Annotated in this window: 12 protein-coding genes; 6 read left to right on the top strand and 6 right to left on the bottom strand. The window is 71.1% G+C overall.

Translation table 11 applies throughout. The features are described 5' to 3' along the window. Positions 1-267 (bottom strand): hypothetical protein (locus tag G6038_RS12645; RefSeq protein WP_165038119.1); only part of this gene is annotated, 267 nt, incomplete at its 3' end. A 1053-nt stretch (positions 268-1320) separates the two neighbouring features. Between G6038_RS12645 and G6038_RS12640 the strand changes: the two genes are divergently transcribed. The 3 genes from G6038_RS12640 to G6038_RS12630 all read left to right on the top strand — a co-directional run bounded on the left by G6038_RS12640 (position 1321) and on the right by G6038_RS12630 (position 3523). Beyond that, positions 1321-1479, top strand: a complete 159-nt coding sequence (locus tag G6038_RS12640) for a hypothetical protein (RefSeq protein WP_165038117.1) — start codon at positions 1321-1323, stop codon at positions 1477-1479. A 191-nt stretch (positions 1480-1670) separates the two neighbouring features. Beyond that, entirely contained in the window at positions 1671-1961 is a 291-nt protein-coding gene (locus G6038_RS12635) for an anthrone oxygenase family protein (protein ID WP_165038115.1), read from the top strand. Between the two features lie 1148 nt (positions 1962-3109). Continuing rightward, positions 3110-3523: a transposase gene (locus G6038_RS12630; RefSeq protein ID WP_240918455.1), complete on the top strand. Its 414-nt coding sequence runs from the start codon at positions 3110-3112 to the stop codon at positions 3521-3523. Between the two features lie 334 nt (positions 3524-3857). Here the strand turns inward: G6038_RS12630 and G6038_RS12625 are convergent, their stop codons facing one another. The 3 genes from G6038_RS12625 to G6038_RS12615 form a co-directional block, all read right to left on the bottom strand. After that, positions 3858-5066, bottom strand: coding sequence for an acyl-CoA desaturase (locus tag G6038_RS12625; RefSeq protein ID WP_165038113.1), 1209 nt, complete (start codon positions 5064-5066; stop codon positions 3858-3860). Between the two features lie 250 nt (positions 5067-5316). After that, entirely contained in the window at positions 5317-6993 is a 1677-nt protein-coding gene (locus G6038_RS12620) for an NTF2-like N-terminal transpeptidase domain-containing protein (RefSeq protein WP_206024635.1), read from the bottom strand. Positions 6994-7076: 83 nt separating this feature from the next. Beyond that, positions 7077-8852 carry a penicillin-binding transpeptidase domain-containing protein gene (locus tag G6038_RS12615; protein WP_165038111.1) on the bottom strand — a complete coding sequence of 592 codons (1776 nt, stop codon included), beginning with the start codon at positions 8850-8852 and terminating at the stop codon, positions 7077-7079. A gap of 230 nt (positions 8853-9082) precedes the next feature. On the opposite strand from G6038_RS12615, the gene G6038_RS12610 reads away from it, so the two are divergent. Both G6038_RS12610 and G6038_RS12605 read left to right on the top strand, forming a co-directional pair. Further along, on the top strand, positions 9083-10630 hold the full coding sequence (locus tag G6038_RS12610) for an ATP-binding cassette domain-containing protein (RefSeq protein WP_165038109.1): 1548 nt from the start codon (positions 9083-9085) through the stop codon (positions 10628-10630). Beyond that, entirely contained in the window at positions 10627-11448 is an 822-nt protein-coding gene (locus G6038_RS12605) for an alpha/beta hydrolase (RefSeq protein ID WP_165038107.1), read from the top strand. The genes G6038_RS12610 and G6038_RS12605 overlap by 4 nt, the downstream gene beginning before the upstream one ends. Here G6038_RS12605 and G6038_RS12600 read toward each other — a convergent pair. After that, positions 11445-11843, bottom strand: coding sequence for a VOC family protein (locus tag G6038_RS12600; protein WP_165038105.1), 399 nt, complete (start codon positions 11841-11843; stop codon positions 11445-11447). The two genes, G6038_RS12605 and G6038_RS12600, sit on opposite strands and share 4 nt — an antisense overlap. A 205-nt stretch (positions 11844-12048) precedes the next feature. On the opposite strand from G6038_RS12600, the gene G6038_RS12595 reads away from it, so the two are divergent. Beyond that, positions 12049-13119: a methyltransferase domain-containing protein gene (locus tag G6038_RS12595; RefSeq protein ID WP_165038104.1), complete on the top strand. Its 1071-nt coding sequence runs from the start codon at positions 12049-12051 to the stop codon at positions 13117-13119. 6 nt (positions 13120-13125) lie between these two features. Here G6038_RS12595 and G6038_RS12590 read toward each other — a convergent pair whose 3' ends face one another. Next, entirely contained in the window at positions 13126-13731 is a 606-nt protein-coding gene (locus tag G6038_RS12590) for a TetR/AcrR family transcriptional regulator (RefSeq protein ID WP_165038102.1), read from the bottom strand. Positions 13732-13792 lie beyond the last annotated feature (61 nt).

The following is a 13792-nucleotide window of genomic DNA, read 5'->3' as shown; positions in this document are numbered from 1 at the left end:
GGTGGGGGACGGCGGTGTGGACGTGCCGGCGACCGTCGGGCCCGCGGCGGGCCTCGCCTCGGCCCCGGACGCGGCGCCCCGGGCCTTGTCCACCGCCAGGACGCCCAGGCCGGCTCCGCCACGAAGGCCGGCGGCGGTGCCCTGAAACAAGCCCTTGACCACCCCGAGGGTTCCTCCGATGAAGCCTCCGCCCACGGCTCCCAGCGCGGCGGTGGTGAGGTCCGCGGTGCGGGTGACGGCACGGGTCGTGTCTTCGATGATGTTCATGACAATCTCCCGACGAAAGTGCGGTCGTCGGCCGCGCGACGGCGACCGCTTCCGAGTCCACGCTACCTGCGGTGAGGTGGTACGCACCCGCCACCGCGTGGACAACTTCTGGCCGTACACGGCTTCGAGGCCGACCGGGTCGGCGCCCCGACTCTGCCGGTGGGCGCACCTACGTGACGCGCGAGCAGCTCGACCGCGGCGCTCATGGTCGGTCACCGATATCCCACCGGCGACGATCGCCGGCGCGACGATTCGCCCGCCCGCCTCGCGGACGGGAGAGGTGGTGAGCGTACGCGTCATCTGCGCACCCCGGGTGACGCGCCCCTGGCGCCACCCCCTTCGACCGTTGGCGCCGAAAGTTCACCGATGGTCAGTCTTGGGTGCCGGATCCGGAGGGGGTGGGCCCCTCGGGAACGATCTACTGGCCGCGAGGGCGAGGATTCGGCCGACTGCGGGTGCCCGGTGGGCGATCAGCCACGCCACGCCCTTCTCGGTACCGCCCGGCGGTGGGAGGGGACAATTCCGTTCCCACCCGTCGTGCGTGCCAGGGTGGCCAGGCCGGTGAGCACCTCCCCCGTTGGTGCAGCGCATCGCTCCGTCGAGTTCTTGGGCGCTCACCGGGTCGAACATTTGCTCGATCGGTGCGTCCGGCCCGGCACCCCGTGTTCCTCGATGGGCAGTCCGCCGACGACCGCGAGGGGTGCGAGGGTCCGGCGGCAGCGGGCTCGACAGCAGTGTGTGCAGCTCCACGGTGTCGAGTGCGGTGATGAGGCTGCGGGTCTGGTCCCACCCGCACCGGCGGAGGGGCCCGTCGGCGTCGGTCCGCAGCTTCTCGCTGCCGGGCGTGGGCGCGCCGGGCCGTCACCGACATCGGCGCCTCCGTGCAATCGTGCACCGCCGGCTTCGGCCCCCGCCACCGACCGCTTCGCGGACGGCCCGGTCACGCTGCGCCCGGCGTTCATTTCTGATGCAATACCGGGGGTCCGACCTCGAACCCGTCCGTACCGGAACGCTCATCGGAACGAAAAGGCGACAGGCCCTGCGATGCACTCCGTGTTTGTAGTCGACGGGTATGAGATCGTCCGTCGCGGGTTGATCGGATTGGTCGCCGCCGAACCGGATCTCGAGATTGTCGGGCAGGCGGCCACCGCGGTCGACGCCACAACGCAGCTCGCGCGACGGCATCCTGCCGTGGTGGTCCTCGAGGCGTGACTGCCCGACGGTAGTGGCGCCGCGCTGTGCCGGGCCCGGACCTCGTCCACCCGGGCGCCGCGGTGCCTGGTGCTCACCGACACCGACGATGCGGACGTGCGCTCGGAGGCCGTGGTGCGCCCCTTCTCGACGAGGACGGGGCGCTGGTACGGGTCGACGTGTGCCGTCCCCACCTCCGTCGGTGATGGTGGATGCCTTCGGCCCGCGACGGCGTGTTCGCCTCGGCCGCCTGCGCGGTCACCGCCGCCGCGGCGCTCGCCGAACCCGGGGCCCACGCACCTCTCCGGATCGCCGGGGCGGTGGCGTACCTGGCCGGATGGCTCTCGACGATGGCGATCAACGTGCCCCTGAACAACCGGCTGGCCGGCGACCGGGCCGAGCAGTGGCCGAACTACCGGCGGGTGTGGACCCGAGCCAACCACGCCCGAACCGTCCTCAGCCTCGCCGGCGGTGTCGGTCTGCTGCTCCCGAGACCGCCCTGAGCCGACGACCACAAAGTCCCGAAATTGTGCGACGCATTCAATGCATCCGATGCGATCATACGGCTACATCAGCGCGGCCAAATATGTTGGGAAGTAGGCTCTACGGCCAAAACTGACGTAATAGCAATTGCCGACACGCCGAATGCCGGCTCTTCCGCCGCTGCGACCCGTGCTGATCTTGTGGCAGGTGTCTTCCGCTCCTGCACGGCCCCAGGATCCGACGGGAACGGCTGATTATCGCCATTGGGCGCCTCGGCCGGATTATCATCCTCGTCAAGGCCGTCGCCTGCCATCCGGACGGCGACCGAGACCCCGTCGGAGTGCATGCTCGTCAGCCTGGCTCCGACGGGGTCGTCTACGTTCGGATGCCGGGCCGGCACGGCCGCCGGACTCGGTCGATATCCCCACCCCCTGACATGGACGCCCGCGCCCGGCGACGTGGCGACCAGTGGGCACCGGGCATAGGGTTGACCTTGGCCGCTCCCACCCCGGCTGGCGGCTGGGCCCCGTCGCGACGCGCAAGTCGGCGGGGCTCCCTCCTGTCGACTCCTGCCGCCGGCAGCGGGGTTGACGACTGATCGTCACGGGTATGGCCAGGTGATCCGCAACGGCCCGGAAGGAGGCGCTCCGGCGGGACGCTGCGGCTCGAGAAATCCGCCCGCAGCGTTTCACGCCGGAGCGGGGAGTCGAAGATCCGGATACCAGCGAGGACACTGAACTGGACGGGCGCGCCCTGGTCGCCGACCGCTTGTCCGACGAGGTGGGCTGGACACGCCGGTGTGCATCCTGGCTGGAACATCTCGAGCAGCACAGTTGCCCGCCCCCGGTGAACCTGCGCCCTGCCGGCGACTGGCCCATCCACGGCCACGTCGTCGTCGACCTGACACGGGTGGCGGCGATCCTGGAGCGTATCGCCGCCGATGTGGACGAGCGGGCTCGGGCACGCCGGGTCGAGGAACTGCACACCGCAGCGGTACGCGCCGACCCGCGTGTCGAGCGTCGCCGCCGCGCAGCAGAGCCCGATCTCGACCGCCGCCCGCGACCGCGCCGACGAACTCCGTACCGAACTTCGCGAATTCTGCTCTACTGCAACAACACCGGATCAACACAGTGTCGATTCCCAGCTCCGATAACCACATGCGGCGCGGGTGACAGTGGACGCGCAGCCTGTCGGCACGATTCTGCTGGCCGGGCTGCTGTCGGCGGTGGTGGTCACCGCCGCGGGTATCCAGAACCGGGACGGCGCCCACCGGCTGCTGGTCGTGCTGCGGGACCGGTTCTCGAGGATCGCGCTCGTGGGGGCCGACGGCGGCTATGCGGGATGGCTCGTGCGGTGGGCGAAAAGCGTGCTGTCCCTTGGCGTGGAGATCGTCACACGCAACGACGATGTGCGCGGCTTCGCGGTTCTGCCGCGGCGGTGGGTGGTCGAGCGGACCCTCGCCTGGCTGTACAAGCACCGCCGCTGTGGGCGCGACTACGAGACCCGCCCCGACCATTACGAGGCGATGGTGCACGTCGCTACGCTCAAGAGGCTCTCACGCCGACTCGCCCGCACGGCATGACCTCGTCTCGAGTTTTCAGATGCACTCCGACACCCGTCCGGAGGTTGTGTCTGTGCATGCCGCTCCCGTCACACCGTCCACGATCGTCGTGTCGATGTCGGCAAGACCACCGCATCGGTCTCGGCGACCGACACTGCCCGCCACCGACTGTTCGGACCGGTCGAACGGCGCACTGCCGCATCCAGCCCTCCAGGGGATCGGCGCCGATGCCTGGGGTGTCGACCTCTCGTCCTGACCACACGGGCCAATGCCGGGCGCGATGGGCATTTCTGCGCCGAGATTCTCGAACGGATCGGCGAGGTCGCCCGTGCTCGAGTTACGCCTCCTGGCGATGTCAGACTCCCGCACGATCGCGAAGTGCTGTCAACAGCCCGCGGCGACTGCCCGTGACCGGGTCGATCCGCGGCTTCGGATCGGCGAACCTGCGTTCCGACGCGGTCTCGGGCGCGTCGTCGGCGGTCGCCTGAAGGAACTGGTTCGGCAGCGCCAGCTTGGCGATGGTGCGCCAGGACTTCAGGTACTGAACGGGCAGCGATCCGGTTGTGTAGGGCAGGTCGTACTTCTCGCACAGCGCACGCACCCGCACGGAAATCTCGCGCAGCCGGTTGCTCGGCAGATCGGGAAACAGGTGATGCTCGATCTGGTAGCAGAGGTTGCCGCTCAGGAATGCCATGACCGTCCCCGCCTCGAAATTCGCGCTGCCGAGCATCTGACGCAGGTACCACTGCCCCCGCGTTTCGTCGTCCAGATCGGCCGTGGTGAACTTCTCCGCGCCGTCGGGGAAATGCCCGCAGAAGATGACCATGTTGGACCAGACGTTGCGGATCATGTTCGCCGCCAGGTTCGCGGTGAACGTGGGCAGGAACGCCGGGCCGGTCAGGGCCGGGTAGAGAACATAGTCCTTGGCGGTCTGCTTGCCGACCTTCCCGGCCACCTCGCGGCATCGGCGCATGAACTCGACACGATCGACACCGCCCTCGGTCACCTTGCCCAGCTCCAAGTGCTGGAACGCCACGCCGTACTCGAAGAACAGCTGCAGCACCAGGTTGTAGACCGGATTGCCGACGCTCCACGGCCGCCAGCGCTGATCGCGGGTGACGCGCAGCAGGCCGTAGCCCACGTCGTCGTCCATCCCGAGCACGTTGGTGTACTTGTGATGAATGTAGTTGTGGGTCTGCTTCCAGTGCGCCGACACGCCGGCGATGTCCCATTCCCACGACGACGAGTGGATCTCCGGATCGTTCATCCAATCCCACTGGCCGTGCATGATGTTGTGGCCGAGCTCCATGTTCTCGATGATCTTGGCGGTGCCGAGCATCGCCGTGCCGGCAAGCCAGGCCGGCGGGAACACACTCGCGAACAACACCACGCGACCACCGATTTCGAGGGACCGCTGCAGGCGGATCACGGTGTGCACGTACCGGGCATCACGCTCGCCACGCGACGCTTCGATATCACGCCGGATCGCGTCGAACTCGACGCCCAGCGCCTCGATATCCGCCCCGGTCAAGTGGGCGTAGTCCGCGACCTCCGAAATCGCCATGAGGCGACGCTAGCGCAGGTTACGCAACCGGAGGTTACGCACAGATGAGAAGCGAGTGAGCTAGGACGGTACCTCCTTCCTCCGTGCGGGCATCCGGCGACCGCCCGCCCCTCGGTGCGTGGAAGGCCTCCACAAGTCCGCCGCCCCATGACGGGTGTGGCCACATCCCGACGCCACCGCGCCCCGGGCCGGTCTCCGCGTCGAATACCGCGGCGACCGGCCCGCTTGTCGGCATTCGTGCCGTCGGGGTTCAGCGGTCGGTGGGCGGCTTGCCCAGCTCCCGCAGGAACATGTCGGCCATCTTCACCGCGCGGTCTCCGCCGTCGGCGCCTGCGACGAACACCGCGAACGCCAGGTCGCCGGTGTACCCGTAGAACCAGCGGTCGTCACCGCTCGCGGCCGCGATGCCGGACAGACCGGGGTGCCCCTTCAGCAACGACGCCGGGCCGCTGCGCACGTTCTCGGCCATCGCGGCGCGCAGCGCGTCGGTCACGTGCGTCGGCAGCGGCTCGGCGGCCTCCCCCACCCTCGCGGGCTTGCCCTGCACGATCGCGGGCAACGGCGCCTCCCCCCGCGCGACGGACGCGGCGAGCAGCGCAGCACCGAACGGACTGAGGAGCGCCTCCCCGCCGCCGTCCGAACCCGAGAACTGCACCACCCCGGACCGGTTCTCCCCGATCTGCGCGGTCTCGAAGTCGAAGCCGGGGACCTCGTAGTCCAGCCCGAGCCCGAGCCGACGGGCGGTGTCGGCCAGATCGTCGGCGCTCACCGAGGCCGGGTCGACGCCCCGGTCCAGGCCCGCGGCCAGCCGCACCGGATCCAGCGTCTGCCCGGCCGGGTACAGCCCGCGCGAGGCGACGGGGCCGAGTTCCATCGCCCAGTTGTTCACGTCCAGGGCCAGGACGCCGCCGGTGGACGGCTGGATCGCCACGATCGCCGCCGGGGTGCCCACGCTGACCACCGCTTCCTTGGCGGCGAGCTGGACGTGCGCGTCGAGGGCCGCCTGCAGGTCCGGCGGCGGCGGGCCCTGGAAGCCGGCGACCTGCACCGGGTCGGCGCCGGGCTCCTCGAGGGTGACGGCCCACCCGGCGGTGGCGTCCCGCTCGAGCTGCCAGGCCGCGCGCAGCGGATCGAGCAGCGGCGTGGAGATCCGCCGGTCCGCGCTGATCAGCGTCGGGGTCTTGACGACGACCACGCCGGGGATCGGGACGATCTCGTCCTCGAGGAACTGGTAGTCCTGGTCGCGCAGCTTCACCGCGGTGATGCGCGCCCCGGGGCTCGCCGCGAGGTTGCGCTGCAGCAGGTCGGCGGTGATGACCGGGGCGACGGGTTCGAGCACCTTCGCCAGCCGCGTCGTGGTGTCGACCGGGTCGGGCACGAGGGCGGGATCGACGACCACGGCGTTGATGGTCTGCTCGGCCATGAGCAACCGACCGGTGCGGTCGAAGATCTTCGGCGGCGCGGCGTCGGTGCGCACGTGGTGCACGGTGCGGGTCCGGTTCAGGTCGGGCACCAGCACCTGCGGGTCCCAGGAGATCCGCCAGCCGACGGCGAGGTTCTTCGCCACGCCGTCCACCTGGTATCCCCAGTCCTTGCCGGGCCCGAAGTTCCAGTCGGCGCCGAGGGTGAAGAACCCCGTCTGCTCGTTGAGTTCGACGAACTGGGCGACGTCGTAGTCGACGCTGCCGTCCTTCATGCCCTCGAACATCTGCCGGATCGACGCCTCGGCGGCGTTCGGGTACGACGTGAGCGCGGCGGCGCCGGCGGCGTCGCCCTCGTTCAGTTCCGCGACGAAGTCGTCGACGAGTCGCTGCGCATCGCTCCGGGGCTCATCGAACACGCACGACGCCATGCCGGCCGCGAGAACCACGACGGAGACCAGGGCTGTCACGCGGCCGCGCCCCCTGCGCCAGTCCCGAAAACCCATAACGACCAACCTTCACTTCTGTCACTTCAGTAACAAGCACGCCCTGCCTACGATGCGATCACGATTGCGCCACAAGCCGCGCATCACCCCCTCAGCAGGCGTCCCGCCACGTCCACTGCCGGCGCCGAACTGCCCGCTCCCGCAACGAAAACCGCGAACGCGAGGTCTCCCTGCGAGCCGACGAACCAACCGTGGGCGCCGGTGCCATCACCGTACTCTGCCGTCCCCGTCTTACCGACGAGTTCGGGGATGTCCCGCAGCGTGCTCGCGGTTCCACCCGTCACAGTCTCCCGCATCATCGTCCGCAACGCGGAAGTGGCCTCCGCCGGCGCGGCACCAGGGGTGCGATCGGCCACCGCGGGCCGGCCCTCGACGAGCATCGGCAGCGGCGTCGACCCGTGCGCGATGGACGCCGCCACGAGCGCCATACCGAACGGTGACGCCGTCACCCGGCCCTGGCCGATCGCGGACTCGACGCGCTCCGCCGGGGTCTGCGCCTCGGGCACGCTGCCGGTGACCGTGACCAGTCCGGGCGTGACGTAGTCGACCCCGAGCCCGAACTGCAGGGCCGCGTCGGTGAGCGCGGCCGCCGGCAATCCCACCGCGAGCCGGCCCATCGTGGTGTTGCACGAGAAGGCGAAGGCCGTGTGCAACGGGACCGGGCCGAGGTCGAAGCTGTCGTCGTTGGGGATGACGCGGCCCTCGATGTTCGCCGTCCCGGGGCACGGCACCACCGTGTCGGGGGTCACGGCCCCGGACTGCAGGGCGGCCGAGGTGGTGACGGTCTTGAACGTGGAACCGGGCGGATACAGCCCGGTCAGCGCGACCGGTCCCTCGGCGTCGGCGGCGGCGTTCTGCGCCATCGCGCGTACCGCCCCGGTGGACGGTTCGACCGCGACGATCACCGCCGGTTGCGGCACCGAGGCCAGCACCGCCTCGGCGCGGGTCTGCAGACCCAGGTCGAGCGTGGTCTGCAGGTCCGGTGCGGGCGGACCGTCGGCACCGGCGACGCGGCGGGCGCTGCCGTCCTCCGACACCGACTGCACGGCCCAGCCGGCGGACGCGTCCTGGCCCTGCTGCCACAGCTCCCCCAGCCCGGAGAGCACCGGGGACGCGAGCGCGCGGTCGACCGTCAGCAGCCGGGTCTGCCGGACGAGGGTCACGCCGGGCAGCGCGGCGAGCTGCGCCTCGATCGGCGCGATGTCCGCGTCGCGGAGGGTCACCGCGGTCACGGGCTTGCCCGCCGCCGCGGCGACGTCGGCGGCGAGCGACTCGGCGGTGACGGTGGGGGCGGCGCCCGCGAGCAGCGGCGCGACGGCCGCCGGGTCGGCGGTGGCATCGAGGTTCACCAGCGTCACGACCTGCTGTTCGAGGATCGGCTGCCCGCCACGGTCGAGCACGGACGGCGGCGGGCCGACGGTCGTCGTGTAGCTCAGCGTGGTGTCGGCGGTCAGGCCCGGGGCCAGCACCGCCGGGTCCCACTCGATGCGCCAGCCCTCCGCGTCGACGTCCACGGCACTGCCGGACGTGCGGTACGACCAGTCCCGGCCCTCGGCGAAGGTCCACGCGACGTCGAGTTCGAAGGTGCCGCCGTCGCCCGTGCCGGCGAGGTCGAGGTCGGGCCGGACCCCGCCGAGCCCCTCGAGCACGCCGTCGATCGTGGCGGCCGCCGCCGCGGGATCGGTGGTGAGCTCCGCCGCGGCCCGGACGTCGCCGGCCTCGACCGCCGCGGCGAACTCCCCCACGACCGTCTCGGGCTGGTCGGGCCCGAAGGAACACCCGGCGGCCGCCAGCGCGGCGGCGACGGTCAACAGGAGCGGAACCGGTCGGCGTCGGAGGAGTGGCACAGCAACGATCATGCCCGAAGCCGGACGGTGCCGTCGTCCACTGCCGCCCGCACGTTGCGTACATGCTGCCTGTAGTGACACGGCCCCCGATTCGGGAAAATCGGTTGCCGGCCCGACGGACGCTGTTCTACCGTCGGTTCCTGTCACATTCCCGTCGATCGGAGAAGACCGTTGCTCCTGTAGAGGTTTCGCCCGCCGCGCCGCACCTGCGCGCGGTACCGTCACCTACTCCGGGAGCAGCCATGTCACACCCGTCCCCGCCCTCGGGCCTTTCCCTGTCGGACCTGACCTTCGCCTGGCCGGACGGCACCGCCGTGTTCGACGGCCTCGACACCACCCTCCCCGTGGGGCGCACCGGACTCGTCGGACGCAACGGTTCCGGCAAATCGACTCTGCTGCAGATTATGTCGGGCGAGATCCAGCCGACCCGGGGCTCCGTCACGGTGCGCGGCCGGGTCTTGCGGCTGCCACAGGACGTCATCCTCGAGTCACACCGCGCCGTCGACGCCGTCCTCGGCATCGATACCGTGCGCGCGGCGCTGCGGCGCATCGAGGCCGGCTCGACCGCCGTCGAGGACTTCGACGCCGTCGGTGAGCGATGGGACATCGAGGAGCGCGCCCTGGCCACCCTGCACCGCCTCGGTCTCGAACGAATCGTCTCCTCCCCCAGCGACTTCGAGCGCACCGTCGGCACCCTGTCCGGCGGCGAGACCGTCCTGCTGGCGCTCACGGCACGCCTGCTCGACGAGCCGGACGTCCTGCTGCTCGACGAGCCGACGAACAACCTGGACTCGGCGGCCCGTGCGCGGCTGTACGACGCACTGCGCGAGTTCGCCGGCACGCTCGTCGTCGCGACCCACGACCGCGACCTGCTCGAGCGGGTCGACACCGTCGCGGAGGTACGCGACGGGCGGCTGCGGCTGTTCGGCGGCAACTACAGCGAGTACGAACGCATCGTCGCGGCCGAGCAGGACGCGGCACTGGCCGCGGTACGCGACGCCCGGGCGGACGTGCGTCGGCAGGCACGCGAGCTGAGCGACTCGCACATCAAGCTCGCCCGACGAGAGCGCTACGGCCGCAAGATGTTCGAGAACAAGCGGGAGCCGAAGATCGTGATGGGGGCCCGCAAGCGGCAGGCCCAGGAGTCGGCGGGCCGGCTGCGCCGCGAACACGAGGGCAAGCTCGCCGGAGCGCGCGAGAACCTCGAGCGCGCCCAGGACACCGTGCGCGACGACCGGGAGATCCGGGTGGACCTGCCGGAGACGGAGGTGCATCCCGGTGTGCGGGTCGCCGAAGGGCCGCTCGAGATCGTCGGCCCGGAGCGGATCGCGCTGCGCGGGCCCAACGGCTCGGGCAAGACGACGCTGCTGCGCGACATCGTCGCGGCCGGTCCCCGGGTGCCGTTCGCGGTGCTGCCGCAGCGGCTGGACATCTTCGACGAGTCGCTGTCGGTGGCGGACAACGTCGCGCTGCGGGCCCCGCACGAGTCGCCGCAGCAGGTCCGGGCGCTGCTCGCCCGGTTCCTGTTCCGCGGCGCCGACGCGGACGTGCCGGTGGCCGCCCTCTCGGGCGGCGAGCGCCTGCGGGCGGCGCTGGCGACCCTGCTCGCGGCGGACCCGGCTCCGCGGCTGCTGCTCCTCGACGAACCGACCAACAACCTGGACCTGCCCAGCCTCACGCATCTGGTGCAGGCACTGCGCGCGTACCGGGGCGCCTTCGTGGTGGTCAGCCACGACGAGCGGTTCCTGGCCGACATCGGGGTGACCCGGTCGGTCAGACTGGAGCGGTGAGCCACGCGACCAACCCCGTCGACGGAACCCGCATCGCCTTCACGGTGATCGAATCGGACGCCGGCGCCGGCAGCCCGTCGCTGCTGCTCGCGCACGGCAGCGCCCTGTCGTCGGCCATCTGGCGGGGATTCGGATACGTGCGCCCCCTGCGCGAGCGGTACCGGCTGATCCTGCCCGACCTGCGCGGCCACGGCCGCAGCGACAAGCCGCACGTCCCCGACGCCTACGCGATGGACCTGATCGTCGGGGACGTCCTGGCGGTACTCGACGCCGCCGGCACCGAGCGCGTGCACTACCTCGGGTACTCGTTCGGAGCGCGGGTCGGCTTGTCCCTGGCGGTGCGCGACACCGGCCGGCTGCGGACGCTCACCGTGGGCGGCGGCAGCGCCCGCGCGCAGGCCGGAGCGTTCGATCGCCTGTTCTTCCCGGGATGCGCCGACGTGCTCGGGCACTACGGGATCGACGGGTTCCTCGAGGCGTGGGCGGAACACCTCGGTTCGCCCGTCGATGCCGCGACGCAGGCCGCGTTCCGGGCGAACGACGCCGCCGCCCTGGCCGCGTACATGCGACGGTCGGATCGCGAACCCGGGATCGACGACGCCGACCTCGCCGCCCTGGACGTGCCGACGCTGACGTTTGTCGGTTCGGAGGACCGCGAACGGATCGACGACACCCGGGAGCTGTCGCGGAAGATACCCGGTGCCCTGCTCGCGGTGATCCGGGGATACGACCACGCCACGACGATCGCGGCGGCGCCGGAGGTGCTGTCGGTGGTCGGACCGTTCCTCGCGGCGCACGCCGGCCGATCGTCCGGCTAGCTCACCGGGTGCGGCTCGTCCATCCACTGCACGAGCTGGTAGACGATGCCGTTCGGGTCGCGCATCTGGAAGTACCGCTCGCCCCACGGCTCGGTCTCGATCGGCGTGACGATCGGGATCCCCTCCGCCCGCAGTCGTTCGTACTCGTCGTCGATTGCGTCGACGACGAACGCGACGAGCATCCCCTGCCCGGCGTCGCCGGCGATGCTCGCGGGCTTGAAGGTGCCGAGCCCGGTGCGCAGGAACACGAGGCTGAAGCCCGCGTCCTCGCGGGTGAGCGAGACGAACCCGTCCTCGGCCATCGCCTCGGTGAACCCGAGGTGGCGGGTCGCGAAGTCGGCCGACGCGGCCACGTCGGGAACGTTGAGGGACAGGGCACTGGCAGTGATCTGCACGATGAACTCCTTCCGGTTGCACGACCTCGAACGTCCGGTGCCCCCGTCCGGTTCCCGCGCCCGCTGTGCGGACTGGCCGAATGTGACATCCCTTCGATCTGATCGAAGGGATGTCACATTCGGCCACCCAAGGGGGTGTTGTCCGCCGCCCGGAACCGGAGGACTCTCGAAATCACCCCTGTCCCTCTCCTCCGGAGGCCCCACCGTGACGCAAACCGTTTCCCCCGTCGACACCGTCGCTCAGCGCGTTCTCGACTCCGCGCTCGGCGCCGTCGATCTGATCGCGATCTATCTCGGCGACCGGCTCGGCTGGTACCGCAGTCTCGCAACCGACGGTCCCGCCACCTCCGACGAGCTCGCGACGCGGACCGGGACCGCCCCGCGCTACGCCCGCGAATGGCTCGAGCAGCAGGCGGTGACCGGCCTGCTCGAGGTCGACGACGGCGATCCGCCGCGCTTCACTCTTCCGCCGGCGGTGGCCGAGGTCCTCACCGACGAGCACAGTCTCAACTATCTCGGACCGCTGGCTCGCTTGTTCGCCGGGGTGTCCGTGCAGCTCCCCGCCCTGCTCGACGCGTACCGCACCGGCGGCGGCGTGAGCTGGGCGCAGCTCGGCGCCGACGCGCGCGAGAGCCAGGCGGACATGAACCGGCCGTGGTACGAGAAGGCGCTGCCGGGCGCCCTGGCGTCCGTGCCGGACCTGGACGCGCTGCTGCGCCGACCGGGCGCGGAGATCGCCGACATCGGCTGTGGCGGTGCGTGGTCCACGATCGCGCTGGCCCGCGCGTACCCCCAGGCCCGGCTGTTCGCCATCGACATCGATCCGGCGACCGTCGCTCTGGCCCGGACGAATGTCGCGGCCTGCCCCGACGTCGCCGACCGGATCACCGTCGTCGAGACCGACGCGGCGAGCCTGCCCGACGAACACTTCACGGCGGCGTTCGCCTTCGAGTGCGTCCACGACATGCCGCGCCCCGTCGAGGTGCTGTCCGCGGTGCGCGGCTCACTCGCGGCCGACGGGGTCATGGTCGTCATGGACGAGGCCGTCGCCGACCGGTTCACCGCTCCCGGCGACGAGGTCGAGCGGCTGATGTACGGCTTCAGCATCTCGTGCTGCCTGCCGGACGGCATGAGCCACCCGCCGAGCGCGGGAACGGGCACGGTGATGCGTGCGGACACCCTGCGCCGGTACGCGCTCGACGCGGGCTTCTCGGACATGTCGGTGCTGCCGATCGAGGACTTCGGGTTCTGGCGGTTCTACCGTCTGACGCCCTGACCGGCCTCAGCACGACGTCGGCTGGCGCGCCTCCGACAACAGGGCGGTGACGGTGTGCGTCATCAGCTCGGCGGCCTCGGCCACCGGCAGGTCCAGCACATCGCGCAGCGCCACCCACGATGCCCAGGTGCTCGCCACCGCCACGGAGCGCACCAGCGTGGCCCGGCGCGACGGGTCGAGCGCGGCGAGTTCCGCCGCGAACAGCTCGTCGACCTCGTTGACCACACGTGCGATGTGCCGCAACCTGTTTCGCTGGATCCTCTTGGACTGCGGGGCCCGGACCGCCGACGCGCGCGCGAACGGCGCCATCCGCTCGAGCAGTTCGGCGCGCTGCCGGCAGAACGCGTCGATCCGCTCGTCGAGCGGCAGGTCGACGGGGACCGGGGCGAACGCGGTGTCCTGCCGCCGCAGCAGCTCCGTCCCCGTCTCCTCGAACAGCGTTTCCAGATCGTTGAAGTTCGCCCACAGCGCCCGGAGCGAGACCCCGGCCCGTGCGGCGATCTGCGCACCGGTCGGTTTCAGCTCACCGGCCTCGATCAGGGCGATGTGCGCCTCTATCACTGCGTGGCGGGTCCGTTCGGCCCGCGCGACGCGTCCGTCGGTGACGGTCACGTGTCCCTCCTCCCGTGTCGCCGACCGGCTCCTCCCAACCGGTGCGGCGGGCTCAATTGTG

Origin of the sequence: Rhodococcus sp. 14C212 (assembly GCF_011058195.1) — a bacterium.
GTDB lineage: Bacteria > Actinomycetota > Actinomycetes > Mycobacteriales > Mycobacteriaceae > Rhodococcus > Rhodococcus aetherivorans.
Note: the sequence above shows the minus strand (reverse complement) of the source record. Positions and strands in the feature narration are given on the sequence as shown.

What these genes read in the sequence shown, in the direction of transcription:
- G6038_RS12635 (WP_165038115.1), top strand. Translation starts at nt 1,671, where the DNA reads ATGCCTTCGGCCCGCGACGGCGTGTTCGCCTCGGCCGCCTGCGCGGTC.
- G6038_RS12625 (WP_165038113.1), bottom strand. Translation starts at nt 5,066, where the DNA reads ATGGCGATTTCGGAGGTCGCGGACTACGCCCACTTGACCGGGGCGGAT.
- G6038_RS12620 (WP_206024635.1), bottom strand. Translation starts at nt 6,993, where the DNA reads ATGGGTTTTCGGGACTGGCGCAGGGGGCGCGGCCGCGTGACAGCCCTG.
- G6038_RS12615 (WP_165038111.1), bottom strand. Translation starts at nt 8,852, where the DNA reads ATGATCGTTGCTGTGCCACTCCTCCGACGCCGACCGGTTCCGCTCCTG.
- G6038_RS12610 (WP_165038109.1), top strand. Translation starts at nt 9,083, where the DNA reads ATGTCACACCCGTCCCCGCCCTCGGGCCTTTCCCTGTCGGACCTGACC.